Genomic DNA, 21160 nt, shown 5'->3' with positions numbered 1-21160 from the left:
TGCATGTCTGCACGCCTGATCTATGTGATGGACCCGATGTGCTCCTGGTGCTGGGGTTTTGCGCCAGTGGCCGCGGCCCTGATCGCCCAGGCGCGTGAGGCAGGCGTGCCGACCCGCCTGGTGCCGGGCGGGCTGCGCACCGGCGGCAGTGCCCTGGACAGCGCTACCCGCAAGTACATCCTCGAACACTGGCAGGCAGTGGCCGATGCCACCGGCCAGCCGTTCCGCTTCGAGGGGGCCATGCCCGACGGCTTCGTCTACGACACCGAGCCGGCTTGCCGTGCCCTGGTCACTGCCCGCGAGCTGGACGCCGAGCGCGTCTGGCTGCTGCTGGCGCTGATCCAGCGTTCGTTCTACGAGCAGGGCGTGGATGTGACCGTTGCACCGCATCTGGTCGAACTGGCCGAACAGGCAGGCTTTGACCGGGCCGTGTTCGCCGAGGCCTTTGCCCGTGCCGACACCCGCGCCGCCACCGCAGCCGATTTCAGCTGGGCCCATGACTTGGGCATCGCCGGTTTCCCGACCCTGCTGGCCGAACGCAAGGGTCAACTGGCCCTGCTGACCAATGGCTACCAGCCGCTGGAGCGCCTGCAACCCTTGCTCGGCCGCTGGCTGCAGCAGGCCGCCTGTGCTTGATGTGCCTGGGTCACCCGACCCGGTGCCGGGTAAGCCTCACGCTGTGGCCGATCGACTGAGCTGGGCGGAAATCCGCCGCCTGGCCCTGCACCACAAGAAAAACCTCTGGTCCGCCAACTTCATCGCCGTATTGGCGGCTTGCTGCAGCGTGCCCATCCCGCTGCTGCTGCCGCTGCTGGTGGACGAAGTGCTGCTGGGCCATGGCGACGCCGCGCTGAAGTGGATGAACCACTTGCTGCCGTCCAGCTGGCAGGTGGCGGCCGGCTACATCGGCCTGATGTTGCTGCTGACCCTGTGCCTGCGCCTGTCCGCCCTGGCGTTCAACGTGATCCAGGCCAAGCTGTTCGCCGGCCTGGCCAAGGACATCGTCTATCGTCTGCGCATCCGCCTGATCGAGCGGCTCAAGCGCATCTCGCTGAAGGAATACGAAAGCCTGGGCAGCGGGACGGTGACCACCCACCTGGTCACCGACCTGGACACCCTCGACAAATTCGTCGGCGAAACCCTCAGCCGCTTCCTGGTGGCCATGCTGACCCTGACCGGCACGGCGGCCATCCTGATCTGGATGCACTGGCAGCTGGCCTTGCTGATATTGCTGTTCAACCCGCTGGTGATCTACTTCACCGTGCAGTTGGGCAAGCGCGTCAAGCACCTGAAAAAACTCGAGAACGACAGTACCGCGCGGTTTACCCAGGCGTTGGCGGAAACCCTCGATGCCATCCAGGAAATCCGCGCTGGCAACCGCCAGGGCTACTTCCTCGGTCGCCTTGGCCTGCGCGCCCGCGAAGTGCGTGACTACGCCGTGGACTCGCAATGGAAGAGCGATGCCAGTGGCCGTGCCAGTGGCCTGCTGTTCCAGTTCGGCATCGATATCTTCCGCGCCGCGGCCATGCTCACCGTGCTGTTCTCCGACCTGTCGATCGGCCAGATGCTGGCGGTGTTCAGCTACCTGTGGTTCATGATCGGCCCGGTGGAGCAGTTGCTCAACCTGCAATATGCCTACTACGCCGCCGGTGGTGCGTTGAGCCGCCTCAACGAACTGCTGGCGCGTGCCGACGAGCCGCAGTACCCGGCCGCCAGTGACCCGTTCGCCGGCCGCGAGACGGTGGGCATCGAAGTGCGCGACCTGCGCTTTGCCTATGCCGACGAGCCGGTGCTCGAGCACCTCGACCTGTCCATCGCCCCAGGCGAGAAGGTAGCGATCGTCGGTGCCAGCGGTGGTGGCAAGAGCACCCTGGTGCAACTGTTGCTGGGCCTTTATAGCGCCCAGGCCGGCACCATCCGCTTTGGCGGTGCCAGCCTGCAGGAAATCGGCCTGGAAACCCTGCGCGAGAACGTCGCGGTGGTGTTGCAGCACCCGTCATTGTTCAACGACACCGTGCGCGCCAACCTGACCATGGGCCGTGACAGCAGCGACGAGGCCTGCTGGCAGGCACTGCGCATCGCCCAGCTGGATGCCACCATCGCCGCCTTGCCACAGGGCCTGGACAGTGTGGTGGGGCGCTCCGGCGTGCGCTTGTCCGGTGGCCAGCGCCAGCGCCTGGCCATTGCCCGCATGGTGCTGGCCGAGCCCAAGGTGGTGATCCTCGACGAAGCCACCTCGGCCCTGGATGCCGCCACCGAATACAACCTGCACCAGGCCCTGGCGCGCTTCCTCAGCGGCCGTACCACACTGATCATCGCCCACCGCCTGTCGGCGGTGAAACAGGCCGACCGGGTGCTGGTGTTCGATGGCGGACATGTGGCCGAGGATGGCGACCATCAGCAGCTGATTGCCGAGGGTGGGTTGTATGCCAAGTTGTATGGGCACCTGCAGCAGAGCTGAATTTTTGCCAGCCAGTGCGGGCCCTGTCGTCGGCAAGCCAGCTCCCGCAGGATTACCACAGGCCTGAGTATTGTGGGGTACCTGTGGGAGCTGGCGTGCCTGCGACAGGGCCGGGAAGTCCGTGTGAAAATCCCCAGGCTCCCTGTCATAAAAAACCCAGCCATGGGGATGGCAAATGGCCTACGCTGTGCTTGTCTGGGTTGATTTGCGCCTTATCTGCTCTGTGACAGGGACTCCATGAAGGGACATCGCACTCTAGAAGCGCCAAAGTTGCTCGGCATCACCTGGCCCTTCATCGCCGTGGTGGTCTTCCAGGTCGCCTTGGGCAGCCTCAGCCTTTATACGCTCTCGGCCGTGCGTGCCTATGTCGCGGGCGAAAGCCTTTGGTCCAAGGCACAGAAAGACGCCATCTACTACCTCAACCTGTACGCCGAAACCCGCGACGACAGCACCTACCAGCGCTATCGCCAGGCTATCACCGTGCCCCAGGGCGACTACCAGCTGCGCGAGGTGCTCGACCAGCCCAGCCCCGACCTGAACGCCGCGCGCCAGGCCGTGCTGCAAGGCGGCAACCATCCTGACGATGTCGAGCGGATCATCTGGTTCTACCGCAACTTTCGCAACGTCAGCTACATGCAGACGGCAATCGACTACTGGGACATCGGCGACGACTACCTGGGCAAGCTGGATATGCTGGCCGTGGAAATGCGCAGCAGCTTCGCCGCTGGCCCGGTCGACGCCCGCACGGTCAGCGACTGGAAGGCGCGCATCGTCACCATCAACGAAGGGGTAACCCCGGCCGCCAGGGCGTTCAGCGATGCTCTGGGCGAAGGCTCGCGCATGCTGCTGCGGGTACTGCTGATCACCAACCTGCTGACTGCGATGTTCCTGATTGCCATTGCCTGGCGTCGCTCCAGCAAGCTGCTGGCCCAGCGCCAGGCCTTTGCCAGCGCCCTGCAGGAAGAAAAGGAGCGGGCGCAGATCACCCTGCAGGCCATCGGCGATGCGGTGATTGCCGCTGATGTGGAGGGCAGTATCGGCTACATGAACCCGGCCGCCGAGCAACTGACCCACTGGCAGGCCGGCCAGGCCCAGGGCCTGCCGCTGTCGGCGCTGTTCAGCCTGGTGGACGAGCAGGCCGAGGAAGACGGCCGCAGCCTGGTGGAGCAGGTGCTCAGCGGCAGCCTCAAGGGCGGCGCTGAACATGCCCGGCTCATCCAGCGCCTGGACGGTAGCACTGTGTCGGTCAACCTGGTCGGTTCGCCGATCGTCAGTGACGGCCAGGTCAGCGGCATCGTGCTGGTGCTGCACGACATGACCCAGGAGCGCCAGTACATCGCCAACCTGTCCTGGCAGGCCACCCACGACGCCCTGACCGGCCTGGCCAATCGCCGCGAGTTCGAATACCGCCTGGAGCAGGCGCTCAATGACCTGGCGCGCCAGGCCGGGCGGCATTCGCTGATGTTCCTCGACCTTGACCAGTTCAAGCTGGTCAACGACACCTGCGGGCATGCCGCCGGCGACGAACTGCTGCGGCACATCTGCGCCGTGCTGCAATCCGGCCTGCGCGAAGGCGACACCCTGGCCCGGCTGGGGGGTGACGAATTTGGTGTGCTGTTGGAAAACTGCCCGCCCGACCAGGCCGAGCGCATTGCCGAGCAACTGCGCCAGCTGGTGCAGAGCCTGCATTTCGTGTGGAAGGGGCGACCGTTCGTCACCACCGTCAGCGTCGGCCTGGTGCACATGGCCCAGGCTCCCGGCACCCTCGAAAGCTCGCTGCGCGCCGCCGACATGGCCTGCTACATGGCCAAGGAAAAGGGCCGCAACCGCGTGCAGGTGTACCATGCCGACGACAGCGAGCTGTCCATGCGTTTTGGCGAAATGGCCTGGATCCAGCGCTTGCATGTGGCCCTGGAGGAAAACCGCTTCTGCCTGTACGCCCAGGAAATCGCCCCGCTGAAAACCTTCGAAGGCCCCGGCCATATCGAGATTCTGCTGCGTCTGCACGACGAAAGCGGCCGTACCATTCTGCCCAGCAGTTTCATCCCGGCGGCCGAGCGCTACGGCCTGATGACCGCGCTGGACCGCTGGGTGGTGCGCAATGTGTTCCAGGTCATTCGCCAGTGCCTGGACGAAGGGCGCGAGGGGCCGCTGTCGATCTGCGCGATCAACCTGTCGGGCTCGAGCATTGGCGACGACAAGTTCCTCGAATACCTGCAGCGCCTGTTCGTCGAATACGCCATCCCGCCGCGGATGATCTGTTTCGAAATCACCGAAACCAGTGCCATAGCCAACCTTGGCAGCGCCATTCGCTTCATCAACGAGCTGAAGGGGCTGGGTTGTCGCTTCTCGCTCGATGACTTCTGCGCCGGCATGTCGTCGTTCGCCTATCTCAAGCATTTGCCGGTGGATTACCTGAAGATCGACGGGAGTTTCGTCAAGGACATGCTCGACGACCCGGTCAACCGGGCCATGGTCGAGGTCATCAACCATATCGGTCACGTAATGGGCAAGCGCACCATTGCCGAATTCGTCGAAACACCCTTGATCGAGCAGGCCTTGCAGGAAATTGGCGTGGATTACGCTCAGGGCTATCTCATCGAACGCCCCCAGGTGTTCACCTGTGACAGTCTGCAGCGCCAACGGATCGCCGCCCGGCCTCTGTTGCAGCGGGCACCTGGCACGTTTCGTTAGCTAGAAATCACAAGGATCAAGGAGCTGAAAGTGATTGATGCATTCGTTCGTATCGGGCCTTTGATGGATCCCGCCAGCTATCCCCAATGGGCCCAGCAACTGATTGAAGACTGTCGCGAGAGCAAGCGCCGGGTAGTTGAGCATGAGTTCTACACGCGCCTGCGCGATGGCCAGTTGAAACAATCGACCATTCGCCAGTACCTGATCGGTGGCTGGCCGGTGGTGGAGCAATTCTCGCTGTACATGGCCCACAACCTGACCAAGACCCGCTATGGCCGGCACCAGGGCGAAGACATGGCGCGGCGCTGGCTGATGCGCAACATCCGTGTCGAGCTCAACCACGCCGACTACTGGGTGAACTGGTGCCAGGCGCATGGCGTGCACCTGCACGAGTTGCAGGCCCAGGAAGTGCCGCCTGAGCTGAACGGCCTGAACGACTGGTGCTGGCGCGTATGCGCTACCGAGAACCTGGCCATTTCCATGGCGGCGACCAACTACGCCATCGAAGGTGCGACCGGCGAATGGTCGGCGGTGGTGTGCTCCACCGACACCTATGCGTTGGGTTTTCCGGAGGATCAGCGCAAGCGGGCGATGAAGTGGCTGAAGATGCATGCCCAGTATGACGACGCGCACCCGTGGGAGGCGCTGGAGATCATCTGCACCCTGGCCGGCGAGAACCCGACCCTGGGGCTGCGCAACGAACTGCGCAGGGCGATTTGCAAGAGTTATGACTGCATGTACCTGTTCCTGGAGCGGTGCATGCAGCTGGAAGGGCGCCAGCAGGGGCGCATGCGCCCGGCACTGGCCGCGGGCTGATCGCTCTCCTGTCCTGGCCTCTTCGCGGGTAAACCCGCTCCTACAAGTGCTGCGCTGCCCTCATGGCGGTGAATAACCCTGTGGTAGCGGGCGTGCCCGCGAAGAGGCCGGTGCAAGCCTACTGGGCGTTGAACGCCTGCCCATTCACCCCTTTGCTGTCCGGCCCCATCAGGTACAGGTACACCGGCATGATCTCTTCCGGCAGCGGGTTGTTCTGCGGGTTTTCGCTGGGGTAGGCCTGTGCCCGCATCGCCGTGCGCGTTGCGCCCGGGTTGATGCTGTTGGAGCGCACCGGTGCCACGCCGTCCAGTTCATCGGCCAGGGTTTGCATCAGGCCCTCGGTGGCGAACTTGGACACGCCATAGGCGCCCCAGTAGGCCCGGCCCTTGCGCCCGACGCTGCTGCTGGTGAATACCACCGAAGCGTCTTCCGACAGCTTCAGCAGCGGTAGCAGGGTGCTGGTGAGCATGAAGGTGGCATTGACGTTGATGTGCATCACGCGCATGAAGTTGTCGCCCGACAGCTGCTCCAGCGGCGTGCGCGGGCCGATGATCGAAGCATTGTTCAGCAGGCCGTCGAGGCGGCCGAACTGCTCCTCGATCATCACCGCCAGTTCGTCGTACTGGTGGGGCAGGGCGGTTTCCAGGTTGAACGGGATCACCACCGGTTGCGGGTGCCCCGCGGCTTCGATCTGGTCGTAGACCTCGTTGAGGTTGGCCTCGGTCTTGCCCAGCAGCAGCACGGTGGCGCCCAGTGCAGCGTAGGCCTTGGCGGCAGCGGCGCCGATGCCGCGGCCGGCACCGGTAACCAGGATGACCCGGCCTTGCAGCAGGTCGGGGCGGGCGGTGTAGTCGAACATGGTAGGTCCTTCGAGTTCGTTGGCGCGGCACCGTCCCCTGTGGGAGCGGGTTTACCCGCGAATGCGTGCGATCAGGCGCCGTTGTCGTCTGGGCTGACGCATTCGCGGGTAAACCCGCTCCCACAGGGGCTGTGCTGCGGTCTAGACGGGGTTCAGCAGCCGCACAGCGCGCTGTCGATCACTTTGCGCAGCTCCAGCGGGTGGTCCACCACCACGTCGGCGCCCCAGTTGTTGGGGTTGTCCTCTGGATGAATATAGCCGTAGCGCACCGCCGCCGTGCGGGTGCCGGCGTCGCGGCCAGACTCGATGTCGCGCAGGTCGTCGCCGACGAACAGCACGCTGGCGGGGTCCAGGCCCAGGGTCTTGCAGGCCAGGATCAGCGGCTCGGGGTCGGGTTTGCTGTTCTTGACGTGGTCCGGGCAGATCAATAGCGCCGAACGCTCGGCCAGGCCCAGCTGTTGCATGATCGGCTCGGCGAAGCGCACCGGCTTGTTGGTGACCACGCCCCACAGCAGGTTGCCTTTCTCGATGTCGGCCAGCAGCTCGGCCATGCCGTCGAACAGCTTGCTGTGCACCGCGCAGTCGCGCTGGTAACGTTCGAGGAACTCCAGGCGCAGGGGCTCGAAGCCTTCGGCCTCCGGGCTCATGGCGAAGGTGGCGGCGACCATCGCCCGGGCACCGCCGGAGATCACGTCGCGGATCAGCTTGTCATCGACGGCCGGCAGGCCGCGCTCGGCGAGCATGGCCTGGCAGATGGCGATGAAGTCCGGCGCCGTGTCGAGCAAGGTGCCGTCCATGTCGAAGAGTACTGCTTGCAAGCGCATGCTCATTCCTCGCGCAGGGTCTGGATCATGTAGTTGACGTCAACGTCGCTGCTGAGCTTGTAATGCTTGGTCAGCGGGTTGTAGGTCAGGCCGATGATGTCCTTCACCTGCAGGCCGGCAACGCGGCTCCAGGCGCCCAGCTCGGACGGGCGGATGAACTTCTTGAAGTCATGGGTGCCGCGCGGCAGCATCTTCAGGATGTATTCGGCGCCGACAATGGCCAGCAGGTAGGCCTTGGGGTTGCGGTTGATGGTGGAGAAGAACACCTGGCCGCCAGGCTTGACCATGCGGTAGCAGGCGCGGATGACCGAAGACGGGTCGGGCACGTGCTCGAGCATTTCCAGGCAGGTGACCACGTCGAACTGTTCGGGCATTTCCTCGGCCAGGGCTTCGGCGGTGATCTGCCGGTATTCCACCTGCACGCCCGACTCCAGCTGGTGCAGCTGGGCCACGGCCAGCGGCGCCTCACCCATGTCGATGCCGGTGACCGTGGCGCCGCGCAGGGCCATGGCCTCGCTGAGGATGCCGCCACCGCAACCCACGTCCAGCACTTTCTTGCCGGCCAGGCTGGCGCGCTCGTCGATCCAGTTGACGCGCAGCGGGTTGATTTCGTGCAGCGGCTTGAACTCGCTTTCGCGGTCCCACCAGCGGTGGGCCAGCGCTTCGAACTTGGCGATTTCGGCGCGGTCGACGTTGCTCATTGAACAGTCCTCTGAAACTTCGCAAAATTGCGCCGGAGTATACCCGAGCGCTCGGCCCCGAGGGTCGCTATAATCGCCGGCTTTTGATATCCGAACGACGGGGAGAGGCGATGCGCGAGCGACTTTTGGCGGCGGAGAAGGTGACCGGGATCCGCTGGCAGGACGGCGTCTTGCATCTGCTCGACCAGCGCCTGCTGCCGTCAGAAGAACGCTGGCTGGCCTGCGACAATGTCGCGCAGGTGGCGGCGGCGATCCGCGACATGGTCGTGCGCGGCGCCTCGGCCATCGGCATTGCCGCGGCCTATGGCCTGGTGCTGGCCCTGGAAGAGCGGCTGGCCGAGGGGGGTGATTGGGAAATGGACCTGGAAGATGACTTCCTCACCCTGGCCGAAGCGCGCCCTACCGCCGCCAACCTGTTCTGGGCGCTGAACCGCATGCGCGAGCGCCTGCAGCGCCTGCGTCCGGATGAGGGCGTGCTGGCGGCGCTGGAGGCCGAAGCGGTGGCCATTCATGAAAGCGACCGCGAAGCCAACCTGACCATGGCCCAGCAGGGTGTCGAGCTGATTCGCCGTCACCAGGGCAACGCCCAGACCCTGCTCACCTACGGCAATGCCGGCGCCCTGGCCGGTGGTGGTTTCGGCACTGCGCTGGGGGTGATCCGCGCCGGCTACCTGGAGGGCATGGTCGAGCGGGTGTATGCCGGCGAGACACGCCCCTGGCTGCATGGCTCGCGCCTGACCGCCTGGGAACTGGCCAACGAAGGCATCCCGGTGACCCTGTGCGCCGACTCGGCGCTGGCCCACCTGATGAAGAGCAAGGGCATCACCTGGGTGGTGGTAGGTGCGGACTGCATTGCCGCCAACGGCGACGTTGCCAGCAAGATCGGCACCTACCAGCTGGCAGTCAGCGCCATGCACCATGGCGTGCGTTTCATGGTGGTGGCGCCGAGCACCAGCATCGACCTGAACCTGGCCACGGGTGAGGACATCCCGCTGGAAGAGCGCGCTGCCGACGAGTTGCTGGACATTGGCGGCACCCGCGTGGCGCCGGATGTCGAGGTATTCAACCCGGTATTCGACGTGACCCCGGCCGACCTGATCGACGTGATCGTGACCGAGCGCGGCATCGTCGAGCGGCCGGATACCGCCAAGCTGGCGCAACTGATATGCCGCAAGCGGTTGCACTGATATTCGTAGTGCCTGTGCCGGCCTCTTCGCGGGTAAACCCGCTCCCACAGGTGTGCCGTCTCCCTCAGGCCTTGTGATAACCCTGTGGGAGCGGGTTCACCCGCGAAGAGGCCGGCACAGGTTATGGAAGATCAATATCCAAAGCCGCTTGAGGCCACCTGCCACATCTCCCCACCGCCCCTGCCTTTGTGATAACATCCGGCAGTTTCCAAGACCGCCCACCACAGCGGCCTTCATTGCGCAGATCCATGGCACAACTCATTGATTTGTCGTAAGTCGTCGCACCCTTATGCGCTGCGGCGGCGAGCTTCGTTCGGCCCTTGATGGAGCTGCGAAGTTTCACCAGAAAAAGGAATCAGGCTTCTCATGGGCGAACTGGCCAAAGAAATCCTCCCGGTCAATATCGAAGACGAACTGAGACAGTCCTACCTCGACTACGCGATGAGCGTGATTGTCGGGCGAGCGCTGCCCGATGCGCGTGACGGCTTGAAGCCCGTGCATCGCCGCGTTCTCTATGCGATGAGCGAACTGGGCAACGACTGGAACAAGCCGTACAAGAAATCCGCCCGTGTGGTCGGTGACGTGATCGGTAAGTACCACCCGCATGGCGACACTGCGGTCTACGACACCATCGTGCGTATGGCCCAGCCGTTCTCGCTGCGCTACCTGCTGGTCGATGGCCAGGGCAACTTCGGTTCGGTGGACGGCGACAACGCCGCAGCCATGCGATACACCGAAGTGCGCATGGCCAAGCTGGCCCACGAACTGCTGGCCGACCTGCACAAAGAGACCGTCGACTGGGTGCCCAACTACGACGGCACCGAGCAGATCCCGGCGGTCATGCCGACCCGTATCCCCAACCTGCTGGTCAACGGTTCCAGCGGTATCGCCGTGGGCATGGCAACCAACATCCCGCCGCACAACCTCGGCGAGGTCATCGATGGCTGCCTGGCACTCATCGACAACCCCGAAGTCACCATCGATGAGCTGATGCAGCACATCCCCGGCCCGGACTTCCCGACTGCCGGCCTGATCAACGGCCGCCAGGGCATCATCGAGGCCTATCGCACAGGCCGCGGCCGCATCTACATGCGCGCCCGCTCCGAAATCGAAGACATCGACAAGGTCGGCGGCCGCCAGCAGATCGTGGTCACCGAGCTGCCGTACCAGCTGAACAAGGCACGCCTGATCGAGAAGATCGCCGAGCTGGTCAAAGAGAAGAAGATCGAAGGCATCACCGAGCTGCGCGACGAGTCCGACAAGGACGGCATGCGCATCGTCATCGAGCTGCGTCGCGGCGAGGTGCCGGAGGTGGTGCTCAACAACCTGTATTCGCAGACCCAGCTGCAGAGCGTGTTCGGCATCAACGTCGTCGCCCTGGTCGACGGTCGTCCGCGCCTGCTCAACCTCAAGGACCTGCTCGAGGCGTTCGTCCGTCACCGCCGTGAAGTGGTGACCCGCCGTACCGTGTTCGAGCTGCGCAAGGCCCGCGAACGCGGCCACATCCTTGAAGGCCAGGCGGTCGCACTGTCCAACATCGACCCGGTCATCGCCCTGATCAAGGCCTCGCCGACCCCGTCCGAAGCCAAGGAGGCCCTGGTCTCCACCGCCTGGGAATCCAGTGCCGTGCAGGTCATGGTCGAGCGCGCCGGCGCCGATTCCTGCCGCCCTGAGGACCTGCCGGAGCAGTACGGCCTGCGTGAAGGCAAGTACTACCTGTCGCCGGAACAGGCACAAGCCATTCTCGACCTGCGCCTGCACCGCCTGACCGGTCTTGAGCACGAGAAGCTGCTGGCCGAGTACCAGGAAATCCTCGAGCAGATCGGTGAGCTGATCCGCATCCTCAGCAGCGCCGAGCGCCTGATGGAAGTGATCCGCGAAGAGCTGGAAGCCATCCGCGCCGAATACGGCGATGCCCGCCGCACCGAAATTCTCGATGCGCGCCACGACCTCAACTACGGCGACATGATCCCGGAAGAAGAGCGCGTGGTGACCATTTCCCACGGCGGCTACGCCAAGACCCAGCCGCTGTCCGCCTACCAGGCCCAGCGCCGTGGCGGCAAAGGCAAGTCGGCTACCGGGGTGAAGGACGAGGACTACGTCGAGCACCTGCTGGTTGCCAACAGCCACGCCACCCTGCTGCTGTTCTCCAGCAAGGGCAAGGTTTACTGGCTGAAGACCTACGACATCCCTGAAGCGTCCCGCGCCGCCCGCGGCCGCCCACTGGTCAACCTGTTGCCGCTGGAGGAAGGTGAGCGCATCACCGCCATGCTGCAGATCGACCTCGAGGCCCTGCAGCAGAATGCTGGCGCCGATGAAGAGCTGGAGGACGCGGAAGACACCGTGCTCGAAGGTGAAGTGGTCGAGGCCGAGGAAGTGGACGAGGAAGACGGCGACACCCCTGAGTGGGTGGCCGAGCCGACCGGCGCCTACATCTTCATGGCCACCGCTTCGGGTACCGTGAAGAAGACCCCGCTGGTGCAGTTCGCCCGTCCGCGCTCCAACGGCCTGATCGCCCTGAAGCTGAAGGAAGGTGACACCCTGATCGCTGCGGCCATCACCGACGGTGCCAAGGAAGTCATGATGTTCTCCGACGCCGGCAAGGTGATCCGCTTCGCTGAAAGCGTGGTGCGCGAGATGGGCCGTAACGCCCGTGGCGTGCGCGGCATGAAGCTGGGCAAGGGCCAGCAGATCATCTCCATGCTGATCCCGGAATCCGGCGCGCAGATCCTCACCGCCTCCGAGCGTGGCTTTGGCAAGCGCACCCCGCTATCCAAGTTCCCGCGTCGCGGCCGTGGTGGCCAGGGCGTGATCGCCATGGGCACCAAGGGGCGCAACGGCCTGCTGATCGGCGCCATCCAGGTGCAGGAAGGCGAAGAGATCATGCTGATCTCCGACCAGGGCACGCTGGTGCGTACCCGCGTTGGCGAAGTGTCCAGCCTGGGGCGTAACACCCAGGGTGTGACCTTGATCAAGCTGGCCACTGACGAGACACTGGTAGGCCTGGAGCGTATCCAGGAGCCGTCCGAGGAAGAGCTCGATGATGTGATCGAGACGGACGAAGAGGGCGTCGAGGCTGAAGCGCCAGACAACGAAGAAGCTGCTGGCGCCGAAGAGGCCCCGCAGGAGTAAGCAAGCGTAGAACCCGAACGGGGCGACCAAGGTCGCCCCGTTTGACTGATTAGAGTTGGCAACGTCCTCAAGGGCGGTGCAATAGCCTGTGGGAGCGGGTTTACCCGCGAAGAAGACACCGCGGTGCATGGCAAGGGCTTCGCCCTTGTTCGCGGGTAAACCCGCTCCCACAGGGTTCCTGGCAGCATCGAAGATTGACGATTTGTTCTATTTGGCAGAGCGAGAGTGGATGTGAGCAAACGAGCCTTTAACTTCTGCGCGGGCCCTGCCGCGCTTCCTGACGCTGTTCTGCAGCGCGCCCAGGCCGAGATGCTGGATTGGCGTGGCAAGGGCTTGTCGGTGATGGAAATGAGCCATCGCAGCGACGATTACGTGGCCATCGCCGAAAAGGCCGAACAGGACCTGCGTGACCTGCTTTCCGTCCCCTCCAACTACAAGGTGCTGTTCCTGCAGGGCGGCGCCAGCCAGCAGTTCGCCGAAATCCCGCTGAACCTGCTGCCGGAAAACGGCACCGCCGACTACATCGAGACCGGCATCTGGTCGAAAAAGGCCATCGAGGAAGCGCGCCGCTTTGGCAACGTCAACGTCGCCGCCAGCGCCAAGCCCTACGACTACCTGGCCATCCCGGGCCAGAATGAGTGGAAGCTGACCAAGGACGCCGCTTACGTGCATTACGCGTCCAACGAGACCATCGGTGGCCTGCAGTTCGACTGGGTGCCGGAAACCGGTGACGTGCCGCTGGTGGTCGACATGTCCTCCGACATTCTCTCGCGCCCGATCGACGTATCGCAGTACGGCCTGATCTACGCCGGCGCGCAGAAGAACATCGGCCCGAGCGGCCTGGTAGTGGTGATCGTGCGTGAAGACCTGCTGGGCCACGCCCGCAGCTGCTGCCCGACCATGCTCGACTACAAGGTCTCGGCCGACAACGGCTCGATGTACAACACCCCGGCCACCTACTCCTGGTACCTCTCGGGCCTGGTGTTCGAGTGGCTGAAAGAGCAGGGTGGCGTCGATGCCATGGAGCAGCGCAACCGCGCCAAGAAAGACCGCCTGTACGGCTTCATCGACAGCAGCGAGTTCTACACCAACCCGATCAGCCACAACGCCCGTTCGTGGATGAACGTGCCGTTCCGCCTGGCTGACGAGCGGCTGGACAAGGCCTTCCTCGCCGGCGCCGATGCCCGTGGCCTGCTCAACCTCAAGGGCCACCGTTCGGTAGGCGGCATGCGCGCCTCGATCTACAACGCCCTGGGCCTTGACGCAGTCGAAGCCCTGGTGGCCTACATGGCCGAATTCGAGAAGGAGCACGGCTGATGTCCGAGCACGAACTGAAGGCGCTGCGCGTTCGCATCGACAGCCTCGACGAGAAGATCCTCGAGCTGATCAGCGAGCGCGCCCGTTGCGCCCAGGAAGTGGCCAAGGTCAAGACCGCCTCGCTGGCCGAGGGCGAAAAGCCGGTGTTCTACCGCCCCGAGCGTGAAGCTGCCGTGCTCAAGCGCGTTATGGAGCGCAACAAGGGCCCGTTGGACAACGAAGAGATGGCGCGGCTGTTCCGCGAAATCATGTCATCGTGCCTGGCCCTGGAAGAGCCGCTGAAAATCGCCTACCTCGGCCCTGAAGGTACCTTCACCCAGGCTGCGGCCATGAAGCACTTCGGCCACGCGGTGATCAGCCGGCCGATGGCGGCCATCGACGAAGTGTTCCGCGAAGTGGCGGCCGGTGCCGTCAACTTCGGCGTGGTGCCGGTGGAAAACTCCACCGAAGGTGCGGTCAGCCACACCCTGGACAGCTTCCTCGAGCACGACATGGTGATTTGCGGCGAGGTCGAACTGCGCATCCACCACCACCTGCTGGTGGGCGAGAACACCAAGACCGACAGCATCACCCGCATCTACTCCCATGCCCAGTCGCTGGCCCAGTGCCGCAAGTGGCTGGATGCGCACTACCCGAACGTGGAACGCGTGGCTGTGTCGAGCAATGCCGAGGCAGCCAAGCGGGTCAAGGGCGAGTGGAACTCGGCGGCGATCGCCGGCGATATGGCGGCCAACCTGTATGGTTTGACGCGCCTGGCCGAGAAGATCGAAGACCGCCCGGACAACTCCACGCGCTTCCTTATGATCGGCAGCCAGGAAGTGCCGCCGACCGGCGACGACAAAACCTCGATCATCGTTTCGATGAGCAACAAGCCGGGTGCCTTGCACGAGCTGCTGGTGCCGTTCCACCAGAACGGCATCGACCTGACCCGCATCGAGACCCGCCCGTCGCGCAGCGGCAAGTGGACCTACGTGTTCTTCATCGATTTCGTCGGCCACCACCGCGACCCGCTGATCAAGGCGGTGCTCGAGCAGATCAGCCAGGAGGCTGTGGCGCTGAAGGTGCTGGGGTCGTATCCGAAGGCGGTGCTTTGATTTGAGATGGTTGGGGCCGCTTCGCGCCCCATCGCGACACAAGGCCGCTCCTACAGGTATTGTGCAGACCTCGAAACTGTACTGGCCCCTGTAGGAGCGGCCTTGTGTCGCGATGGGCTGCAAGACAGCCCCAATGGCCCTCACAGGCTGTCTAGATTTCTGAACAGGGTTCGCACCAGTGGTAAAAGCAGTAACAACCAAACCCGCGCCAATCATCAACCGCCTGGTCGTGGTCGGCCTCGGCCTGATCGGTGGCTCGTTCGCCAAGGGCCTGCGTGAAAGCGGCCTGTGCCGCGAAGTGGTCGGTGTCGACCTGGACGCCCCCTCGCGCAAGCAGGCCGTGGCTTTGGGCGTGGTCGATCGCTGCGAAGAAGACCTTGCCGCCGCCTGCGTCGGTGCCGATGTCATCCAGTTGGCCGTGCCGATCCTGGCCATGGAGAAGGTCCTGGCCCGCCTGGCCGCGCTCGACCTTGGCGATGCCGTCATCACCGACGTCGGCAGCGCCAAGGGCAACGTCGTGCGTGAGGCGCGGGCCGTCTTTGGAGAGCGCCTGCCGCGCTTCGTCCCCGGCCACCCCATCGCCGGCTCCGAGCAGAGCGGGGTAGAGGCCTCCAATGCCGCCCTGTTCCGCCGGCACAAGGTCATTCTCACGCCGCTGGCCGAAACCGACCCGACCGCCCTGGCCCTGGTCGATCGCCTGTGGCGCGCGCTGGATGCCGATGTGGAGCACATGTCGGTCGAGCGCCACGACGAAGTGCTGGCTGCCACCAGTCACCTGCCGCACCTGCTGGCCTTCGGCCTGGTGGATTCACTGGCCAAGCGCAATGAAAACCTCGAGATCTTCCGGTACGCTGCGGGGGGCTTCCGCGATTTCACGAGAATCGCCGGCAGCGACCCGACCATGTGGCACGACATCTTCCTCGCCAACCGCGACGCTGTCCTGCGCACGCTTGATACATATCGCAGTGATCTCGACGCTTTGCGCGACGCGATCGCTGAAGGGGACGGGCACCAGTTGCTGGGTGTATTCACCCGCGCACGCGTTGCCCGCGAGCATTTCAGTAAAATCCTGGCCCGACGGGCCTATGTGGACGCTATGAACGCCAACGATCTGATTTTCCTGGCCCAACCGGGTGGCCGCCTGTCCGGGCGAATCCGCGTACCGGGCGACAAGTCGATTTCCCACCGCTCGATCATGCTCGGCTCGCTGGCCGAAGGTACCACCGAGGTCGAGGGCTTCCTCGAAGGTGAGGACGCGCTGGCGACCCTGCAGGCATTCCGTGACATGGGTGTGGTCATCGAAGGGCCCAACCATGGTCGCGTGACCATTCACGGCGTTGGCCTGCACGGCCTCAAGCCGCCACCCGGGCCGCTGTACGTGGGCAACTCGGGTACCTCGATGCGGCTGCTGTCGGGCCTGCTGGCTGGCCAGCCGTTCGACGTGACCATGACCGGCGACGCTTCGCTGTCCAAGCGCCCGATGAACCGTGTGGCCAATCCGCTGCGCGAAATGGGTGCCGTGGTCGAGACCGGCCCGGACGGCCGCCCGCCGCTGACCATCCGTGGTGGCCACAAGCTCAAGGCGCTGACCTACACGCTGCCGATGGCCAGTGCCCAGGTCAAATCCTGCCTGCTGCTGGCCGGCCTGTACGCCGAAGGCAAAACCACCGTCACCGAGCCTGCACCTACCCGTGACCACACCGAGCGCATGCTGCGCGGCTTCGGCTACAGCGTCGAGAGTAACGGCCCGGTAGCCTCGCTGCAGTCCGGCGGCAAGCTCACTGCCACCCGTATCGAAGTGCCGGCCGACATTTCCTCGGCAGCGTTCTTCCTGGTGGCAGCGTCCATTGCCGAAGGCTCCGAGCTGGTGCTGGAACACGTTGGCATCAACCCGACCCGCACCGGCGTGATCGACATCCTGCGCCTGATGGGCGGCGACATCACCCTGGAAAACCAGCGTGAAGTCGGCGGCGAGCCAGTGGCCGACCTGCGTGTGCGCGGTGCCAAGCTGAAAGGTATCGATATCCCTGAAGAGCTGGTGCCACTGGCTATTGACGAATTCCCGGTGCTGTTCGTTGCCGCTGCCTGCGCCGAGGGGCGTACCGTGCTGCGTGGTGCCGAAGAACTGCGGGTGAAGGAATCCGACCGCATCCAGGTCATGGCCGACGGCCTGATCACCCTGGGCATCAAGTGCGAGCCGACCCCGGACGGCATCATCATCGACGGCGGCCAGCTCGGCGGCGGCGAAGTGCATGGCCACGGTGACCACCGTATCGCCATGGCGTTCAGCGTTGCCTCGCTGCGCGCCAGCGCGCCGATCCGCATCCATGACTGCGCCAACGTCGCCACCTCGTTCCCCAACTTCCTGGCACTGTGCGCCGAAGTGGGCATCCGCGTGGCGGAAGAGGGCAAGTCGTGAGTGCCCTGGCGCCGGTCATCACCATCGACGGGCCAAGCGGCTCGGGCAAGGGCACGGTCGCCGGGCTGCTGGCTCGCGAGCTGGGCTGGAAGCTGCTGGACTCCGGCGCGCTGTACCGGTTGCTGGCGTTCAATGCCAGCAACCACGGTGTCGACCTGACCAACGAAGAGCTGCTGACCAAGCTTGCCGCCCATCTGGATGTGCAGTTCATCGCCGCCGAGCCCGGTAAGCTGCAACAAATCATCCTTGAGGGTGAGGACGTCAGCAACGTCATCCGCACCGAAACCGTCGGCGCCGGTGCGTCGATGGTTGCCTCGCTGCCGGCCGTGCGGGATGCACTGCTGGTGCGTCAGCGCGAATTCCGCGAGGCTCCGGGCCTGATCGCCGACGGCCGCGACATGGGCACCGTGGTGTTCCCGGACGCGCCGTTGAAAGTCTTCCTCACCGCCAGCGCGGAGGAGCGCGCGCGTCGCCGCTACCTGCAGTTGAAGGACAAGGGTGAAGATGTTAGTCTGTCGAGTCTGCTGGATGAGATTCGTGCGCGTGATGAGCGCGACACCCAACGTGCAGTGGCCCCGCTGAAGCCAGCGGCCGACGCCATTCAGTTGGACTCTACCGAGTTGTCCATCGAGCAGGTGTTGCAACGTATCAGGAGCGAGATCGCGCTGCGCGACCTTCTCTGATAGCCAGGAGAGCAGGCAGGGGCACCAGTCAACGTCCTGCCGGCTTTCCTTTACTTAAAACAAACCCACATTGTCTGGAATGTGGCGATGGGCGTCTGTTTCGCCCGAATCTACAGGAATTAAAATGAGCGAAAGCTTTGCAGAACTCTTTGAAGAAAGCCTGAAAACCCTCAATCTTCAGCCGGGTGCCATCATCACCGGTATCGTTGTCGACATCGACGGCGACTGGGTTACCGTACACGCTGGCCTGAAGTCCGAGGGCGTCATCCCGCTCGAGCAGTTCTACAACGAAGCTGGCGAGCTGACCATCAAGGTCGGTGACGAAGTTCACGTTGCGCTGGACGCGGTCGAAGACGGCTTTGGCGAAACCAAACTGTCCCGTGAAAAAGCCAAGCGCGCCGAGTGCTGGATTGTTCTGGAAGCAGCTTTCGCCGCCGAAGAAGTGGTCAAGGGCGTTATCAACGGTAAGGTTAAGGGCGGCTTCACTGTCGACGTTAACGGCATCCGTGCGTTCCTGCCGGGCTCCCTGGTTGATGTCCGCCCTGTGCGCGACACCACCCACCTGGAAGGCAAAGAGCTGGAATTCAAGGTCATCAAGCTGGACCAGAAGCGCAACAACGTTGTCGTTTCCCGTCGCAGCGTGCTGGAAGCCGAGAACAGCGCCGAGCGCGAAGCCCTGCTGGAAACCCTGCAGGAAGGCCAACAAGTCAAAGGTATCGTCAAGAACCTCACCGACTACGGCGCCTTCGTGGACCTGGGCGGTATCGACGGCCTGCTGCACATCACCGACATGGCCTGGAAGCGCATCAAGCACCCATCGGAAATCGTTAACGTTGGCGACGAAGTCGACGTACGCGTTCTGAAGTTCGACCGCGAGCGCAACCGCGTTTCGCTGGGTCTGAAGCAGATGGGCGAAGATCCGTGGGTAGCTATCACTGCCCGCTACCCGGAAGGTACTCGCGTACAAGCTCGCGTTACCAACCTGACCGACTACGGCTGCTTCGCTGAGCTGGAAGAAGGCGTTGAAGGTCTGGTACACGTTTCCGAAATGGACTGGACCAACAAGAACATCCACCCGTCGAAAGTCGTTCAGGTTGGCGACGAAGTGGAAGTCATGGTTCTGGACATCGACGAAGAGCGTCGTCGTATCTCCCTGGGCATCAAGCAGTGCAAGTCCAACCCATGGGAAGACTTCTCCGGCCAGTTCAACAAGGGTGACAAGATCACCGGTACCATCAAGTCGATCACCGACTTCGGTATCTTCATCGGTCTGGACGGCGGCATCGACGGCCTGGTTCACCTGTCCGACATCTCCTGGAACGAAACCGGCGAAGAAGCCGTACGTCGTTTCAAGAAGGGCGACGAGCTGGAAACCGTCATCCTGTCGGTCGACCCAGAGCGCGAGCGCATCTCCCTGGGCATCAAGCAGCTGGAAGACGATCCGTTCTCCAACTTCGTTGCTGTCAATGACAAGGGCGCTATCGTCAAGGGCATCGTGAAAGAAGTTGACGCCAAAGGCGCCATCGTCACTCTGGCCGACGACATCGAAGCTACTCTGAAAGCTTCCGAAATCAGCCGTGACCGCGTTGAAGACGCGCGTAACGTCCTGAAGGAAGGCGAAGAGATCGAAGCCAAGATCATCAGCGTTGACCGCAAGTCCCGCGTTATCAGCCTGTCCATCAAGTCGAAGGACGATGCTGAAGAGCGCGAAGCCATCCAGAGCCTGAAAAACGCTCCGGAAGCGGCTGCCGACACCACCATGGCTGCGCTGCTGCGCGAAGCAATGGCCAAGCAGAACTGAGTTCTGTTTGATCGGTAAAAAAGGGCGACCCTCGGGTCGCCCTTTTTTTATGTCGGAAATGGGTCATTTCAAGGAGTGTGGATGATGTTGATGTTTGGCGACGTCATGAAAGGTCGCGGGCGTGATAACAATTTCCTGATTATCAGGTTGCTGGCGGCAACCGCTGTGGTGGTTGGGCATTCCTTTGCTCTGTCCTACCTGGAGTGCCTGAGTTGTACCGACCCGGCGCTGCTGCTGGGTATGCCGGTGCCGGTTCACAGCCTGGGCGTTGAAGTGTTCTTCATGGTTAGCGGTTTTTTGATCGCTGCCAGTGGTGAGAGGAATGATGCCCGGGATTTCTACCTGGCGCGTGCGCTGAGGATCTTGCCTGGTTTGCTGGTGTGTCTGTTGCTCATGGCCTTTGTGCTGGGGCCTGTGGTTACCTCGTTGCCGCTTGCCGAGTATTTGGCGAAAGGCCAGGTTTACAAGTACGTCTATAGCCCGCTGTTGATATTCAAGGACGCCCAGTTCGTGCTGCCCGGGGTGAGCTTTACCCCGCGCTTCCATGGGGTATCGGTCAATGGCAGCTTGTGGACCATTCCGCTGGAAATGCGCATGTACCTGGTGCTGGGGGTGTTGGTGCTGGTGGCCAGGGTTTGTCGATGGCCATTGGCAGGGCTGACGCTGGCGGCGCTGGTGATTGCGCTGGGGCTGCATACCCTGCATCCGGCTTATGGGGAGTATCCGTTCAAGTTGGTGGTGTGCTTCCTGGCGGGTTCGGCGTTCTATTCGTGCCGGGCGGTGATCCCGCATCGGTGGTGGCTGCTGCTTGCCTGTGCCGGGCTGTTCCTGCTGAGCAAGGGTGGGCGCTTTGAGGTGTTCACCTGTGCCATCCTGACGCTTTACGGCACGCTGTACTTTGCTTACTGCCCGCAGGTGAAGCTGCCTTCGTGGGTGCAGGATTACTCGTACGGCATCTACCTGTATGCATTTCCGATCCAGCAAGTGTTGGCGGGTGCGATGCCATGGGCCGGGCCATATTGGTTGATGTTGGCTGCCGTGCCGGCGTCCTGGTTGGCCGGGTATGTGTCGTGGGAGCTGGTAGAGAAGCCAGCCCTGGCGATGCGAAAGCGCTTTTCCCGAGCGGACTCCCGGCAGCAATTGGCATAGGCGCATGGGGTAACGGTGTACCC

The 21160-nt window shown here is 63.5% G+C and carries 15 protein-coding genes; 12 read left to right on the top strand and 3 right to left on the bottom strand.

Translation table 11 applies throughout. The features are described 5' to 3' along the window. The first annotated feature begins 3 nt into the window (after positions 1–3). From J5M71_RS01755 to J5M71_RS01740, 4 genes are all read left to right on the top strand, one after another. A complete protein-coding gene (locus J5M71_RS01755; protein ID WP_207829098.1) occupies positions 4–636 on the top strand; it encodes a DsbA family protein in 633 nt (210 codons plus the stop codon). Further along, positions 629–2461, top strand: a complete 1833-nt coding sequence (locus J5M71_RS01750; RefSeq protein ID WP_207829090.1) for an ABC transporter ATP-binding protein — start codon at positions 629–631, stop codon at positions 2459–2461. The genes J5M71_RS01755 and J5M71_RS01750 overlap by 8 nt, the downstream gene beginning before the upstream one ends. Before the next feature lie 237 nt (positions 2462–2698). After that, positions 2699–5155, top strand: coding sequence for an EAL domain-containing protein (locus J5M71_RS01745; RefSeq protein ID WP_207829088.1), 2457 nt, complete (start codon positions 2699–2701; stop codon positions 5153–5155). 30 nt (positions 5156–5185) lie between these two features. Next, positions 5186–5971, top strand: a complete 786-nt coding sequence (locus J5M71_RS01740) for an iron-containing redox enzyme family protein (protein ID WP_207829086.1) — start codon at positions 5186–5188, stop codon at positions 5969–5971. Positions 5972–6089: 118 nt separating this feature from the next. Here the strand turns inward: J5M71_RS01740 and J5M71_RS01735 are convergent, their stop codons facing one another. The 3 genes from J5M71_RS01735 to ubiG form a co-directional block, all read right to left on the bottom strand. Next, positions 6090–6830, bottom strand: coding sequence for a YciK family oxidoreductase (locus tag J5M71_RS01735; protein WP_207829084.1), 741 nt, complete (start codon positions 6828–6830; stop codon positions 6090–6092). Between the two features lie 152 nt (positions 6831–6982). Next, positions 6983–7654 (bottom strand): N-acetylmuramic acid 6-phosphate phosphatase MupP, encoded by a 672-nt coding sequence (mupP, locus tag J5M71_RS01730; protein ID WP_207829082.1) that lies wholly within the window; start codon positions 7652–7654, stop codon positions 6983–6985. A 2-nt stretch (positions 7655–7656) separates the two neighbouring features. Continuing rightward, positions 7657–8355, bottom strand: a complete 699-nt coding sequence (ubiG, locus tag J5M71_RS01725) for a bifunctional 2-polyprenyl-6-hydroxyphenol methylase/3-demethylubiquinol 3-O-methyltransferase UbiG (protein WP_025338098.1) — start codon at positions 8353–8355, stop codon at positions 7657–7659. Between the two features lie 110 nt (positions 8356–8465). On the opposite strand from ubiG, the gene mtnA reads away from it, so the two are divergent. The 8 genes from mtnA to J5M71_RS01685 all read left to right on the top strand — a co-directional run bounded on the left by mtnA (position 8466) and on the right by J5M71_RS01685 (position 21137). Beyond that, complete coding sequence (mtnA, locus tag J5M71_RS01720; RefSeq protein WP_207829075.1) at positions 8466–9542, top strand: S-methyl-5-thioribose-1-phosphate isomerase; 1077 nt, start codon at positions 8466–8468, stop codon at positions 9540–9542. A gap of 366 nt (positions 9543–9908) precedes the next feature. Beyond that, positions 9909–12674, top strand: a complete 2766-nt coding sequence (gene gyrA / locus J5M71_RS01715) for a DNA gyrase subunit A (protein WP_207829065.1) — start codon at positions 9909–9911, stop codon at positions 12672–12674. A 231-nt stretch (positions 12675–12905) separates the two neighbouring features. Then, positions 12906–13991, top strand: coding sequence for a 3-phosphoserine/phosphohydroxythreonine transaminase (gene serC, locus J5M71_RS01710; RefSeq protein WP_207829062.1), 1086 nt, complete (start codon positions 12906–12908; stop codon positions 13989–13991). After that, complete coding sequence (gene pheA, locus J5M71_RS01705) at positions 13991–15085, top strand: prephenate dehydratase (protein WP_025338102.1); 1095 nt, start codon at positions 13991–13993, stop codon at positions 15083–15085. The genes serC and pheA overlap by 1 nt, the downstream gene beginning before the upstream one ends. A gap of 211 nt (positions 15086–15296) precedes the next feature. After that, entirely contained in the window at positions 15297–17504 is a 2208-nt protein-coding gene (locus J5M71_RS01700) for a bifunctional prephenate dehydrogenase/3-phosphoshikimate 1-carboxyvinyltransferase (protein ID WP_233687214.1), read from the top strand. Further along, positions 17501–18187: a (d)CMP kinase gene (gene cmk, locus J5M71_RS01695; protein WP_063911621.1), complete on the top strand. Its 687-nt coding sequence runs from the start codon at positions 17501–17503 to the stop codon at positions 18185–18187. The genes J5M71_RS01700 and cmk overlap by 4 nt, the downstream gene beginning before the upstream one ends. A gap of 124 nt (positions 18188–18311) precedes the next feature. Beyond that, complete coding sequence (gene rpsA, locus J5M71_RS01690) at positions 18312–19988, top strand: 30S ribosomal protein S1 (protein WP_003252673.1); 1677 nt, start codon at positions 18312–18314, stop codon at positions 19986–19988. A gap of 81 nt (positions 19989–20069) precedes the next feature. Next, on the top strand, positions 20070–21137 hold the full coding sequence (locus J5M71_RS01685; RefSeq protein WP_207829058.1) for an acyltransferase: 1068 nt from the start codon (positions 20070–20072) through the stop codon (positions 21135–21137). Positions 21138–21160: the final 23 nt, after the last annotated feature.

Origin of the sequence: Pseudomonas sp. 43(2021) (genome assembly GCF_017490805.1) — a bacterium.
Taxonomy (GTDB): domain Bacteria; phylum Pseudomonadota; class Gammaproteobacteria; order Pseudomonadales; family Pseudomonadaceae; genus Aquipseudomonas.
The sequence above is the reverse complement of the archived record's forward strand: the minus strand, read 5'-3'. Positions and strand labels throughout refer to the sequence as shown.

Coding starts and splice junctions, on each gene's coding strand:
- J5M71_RS01755 (WP_207829098.1), top strand. CDS start 4: ATGTCTGCACGCCTGATCTATGTGATGGACCCGATGTGCTCCTGGTGC.
- J5M71_RS01745 (WP_207829088.1), top strand. CDS start 2,699: ATGAAGGGACATCGCACTCTAGAAGCGCCAAAGTTGCTCGGCATCACC.
- J5M71_RS01735 (WP_207829084.1), bottom strand. CDS start 6,830: ATGTTCGACTACACCGCCCGCCCCGACCTGCTGCAAGGCCGGGTCATC.
- mupP (WP_207829082.1), bottom strand. CDS start 7,654: ATGCGCTTGCAAGCAGTACTCTTCGACATGGACGGCACCTTGCTCGAC.
- ubiG (WP_025338098.1), bottom strand. CDS start 8,355: ATGAGCAACGTCGACCGCGCCGAAATCGCCAAGTTCGAAGCGCTGGCC.
- mtnA (WP_207829075.1), top strand. CDS start 8,466: ATGCGCGAGCGACTTTTGGCGGCGGAGAAGGTGACCGGGATCCGCTGG.
- gyrA (WP_207829065.1), top strand. CDS start 9,909: ATGGGCGAACTGGCCAAAGAAATCCTCCCGGTCAATATCGAAGACGAA.
- pheA (WP_025338102.1), top strand. CDS start 13,991: ATGTCCGAGCACGAACTGAAGGCGCTGCGCGTTCGCATCGACAGCCTC.
- rpsA (WP_003252673.1), top strand. CDS start 18,312: ATGAGCGAAAGCTTTGCAGAACTCTTTGAAGAAAGCCTGAAAACCCTC.
- J5M71_RS01685 (WP_207829058.1), top strand. CDS start 20,070: ATGATGTTGATGTTTGGCGACGTCATGAAAGGTCGCGGGCGTGATAAC.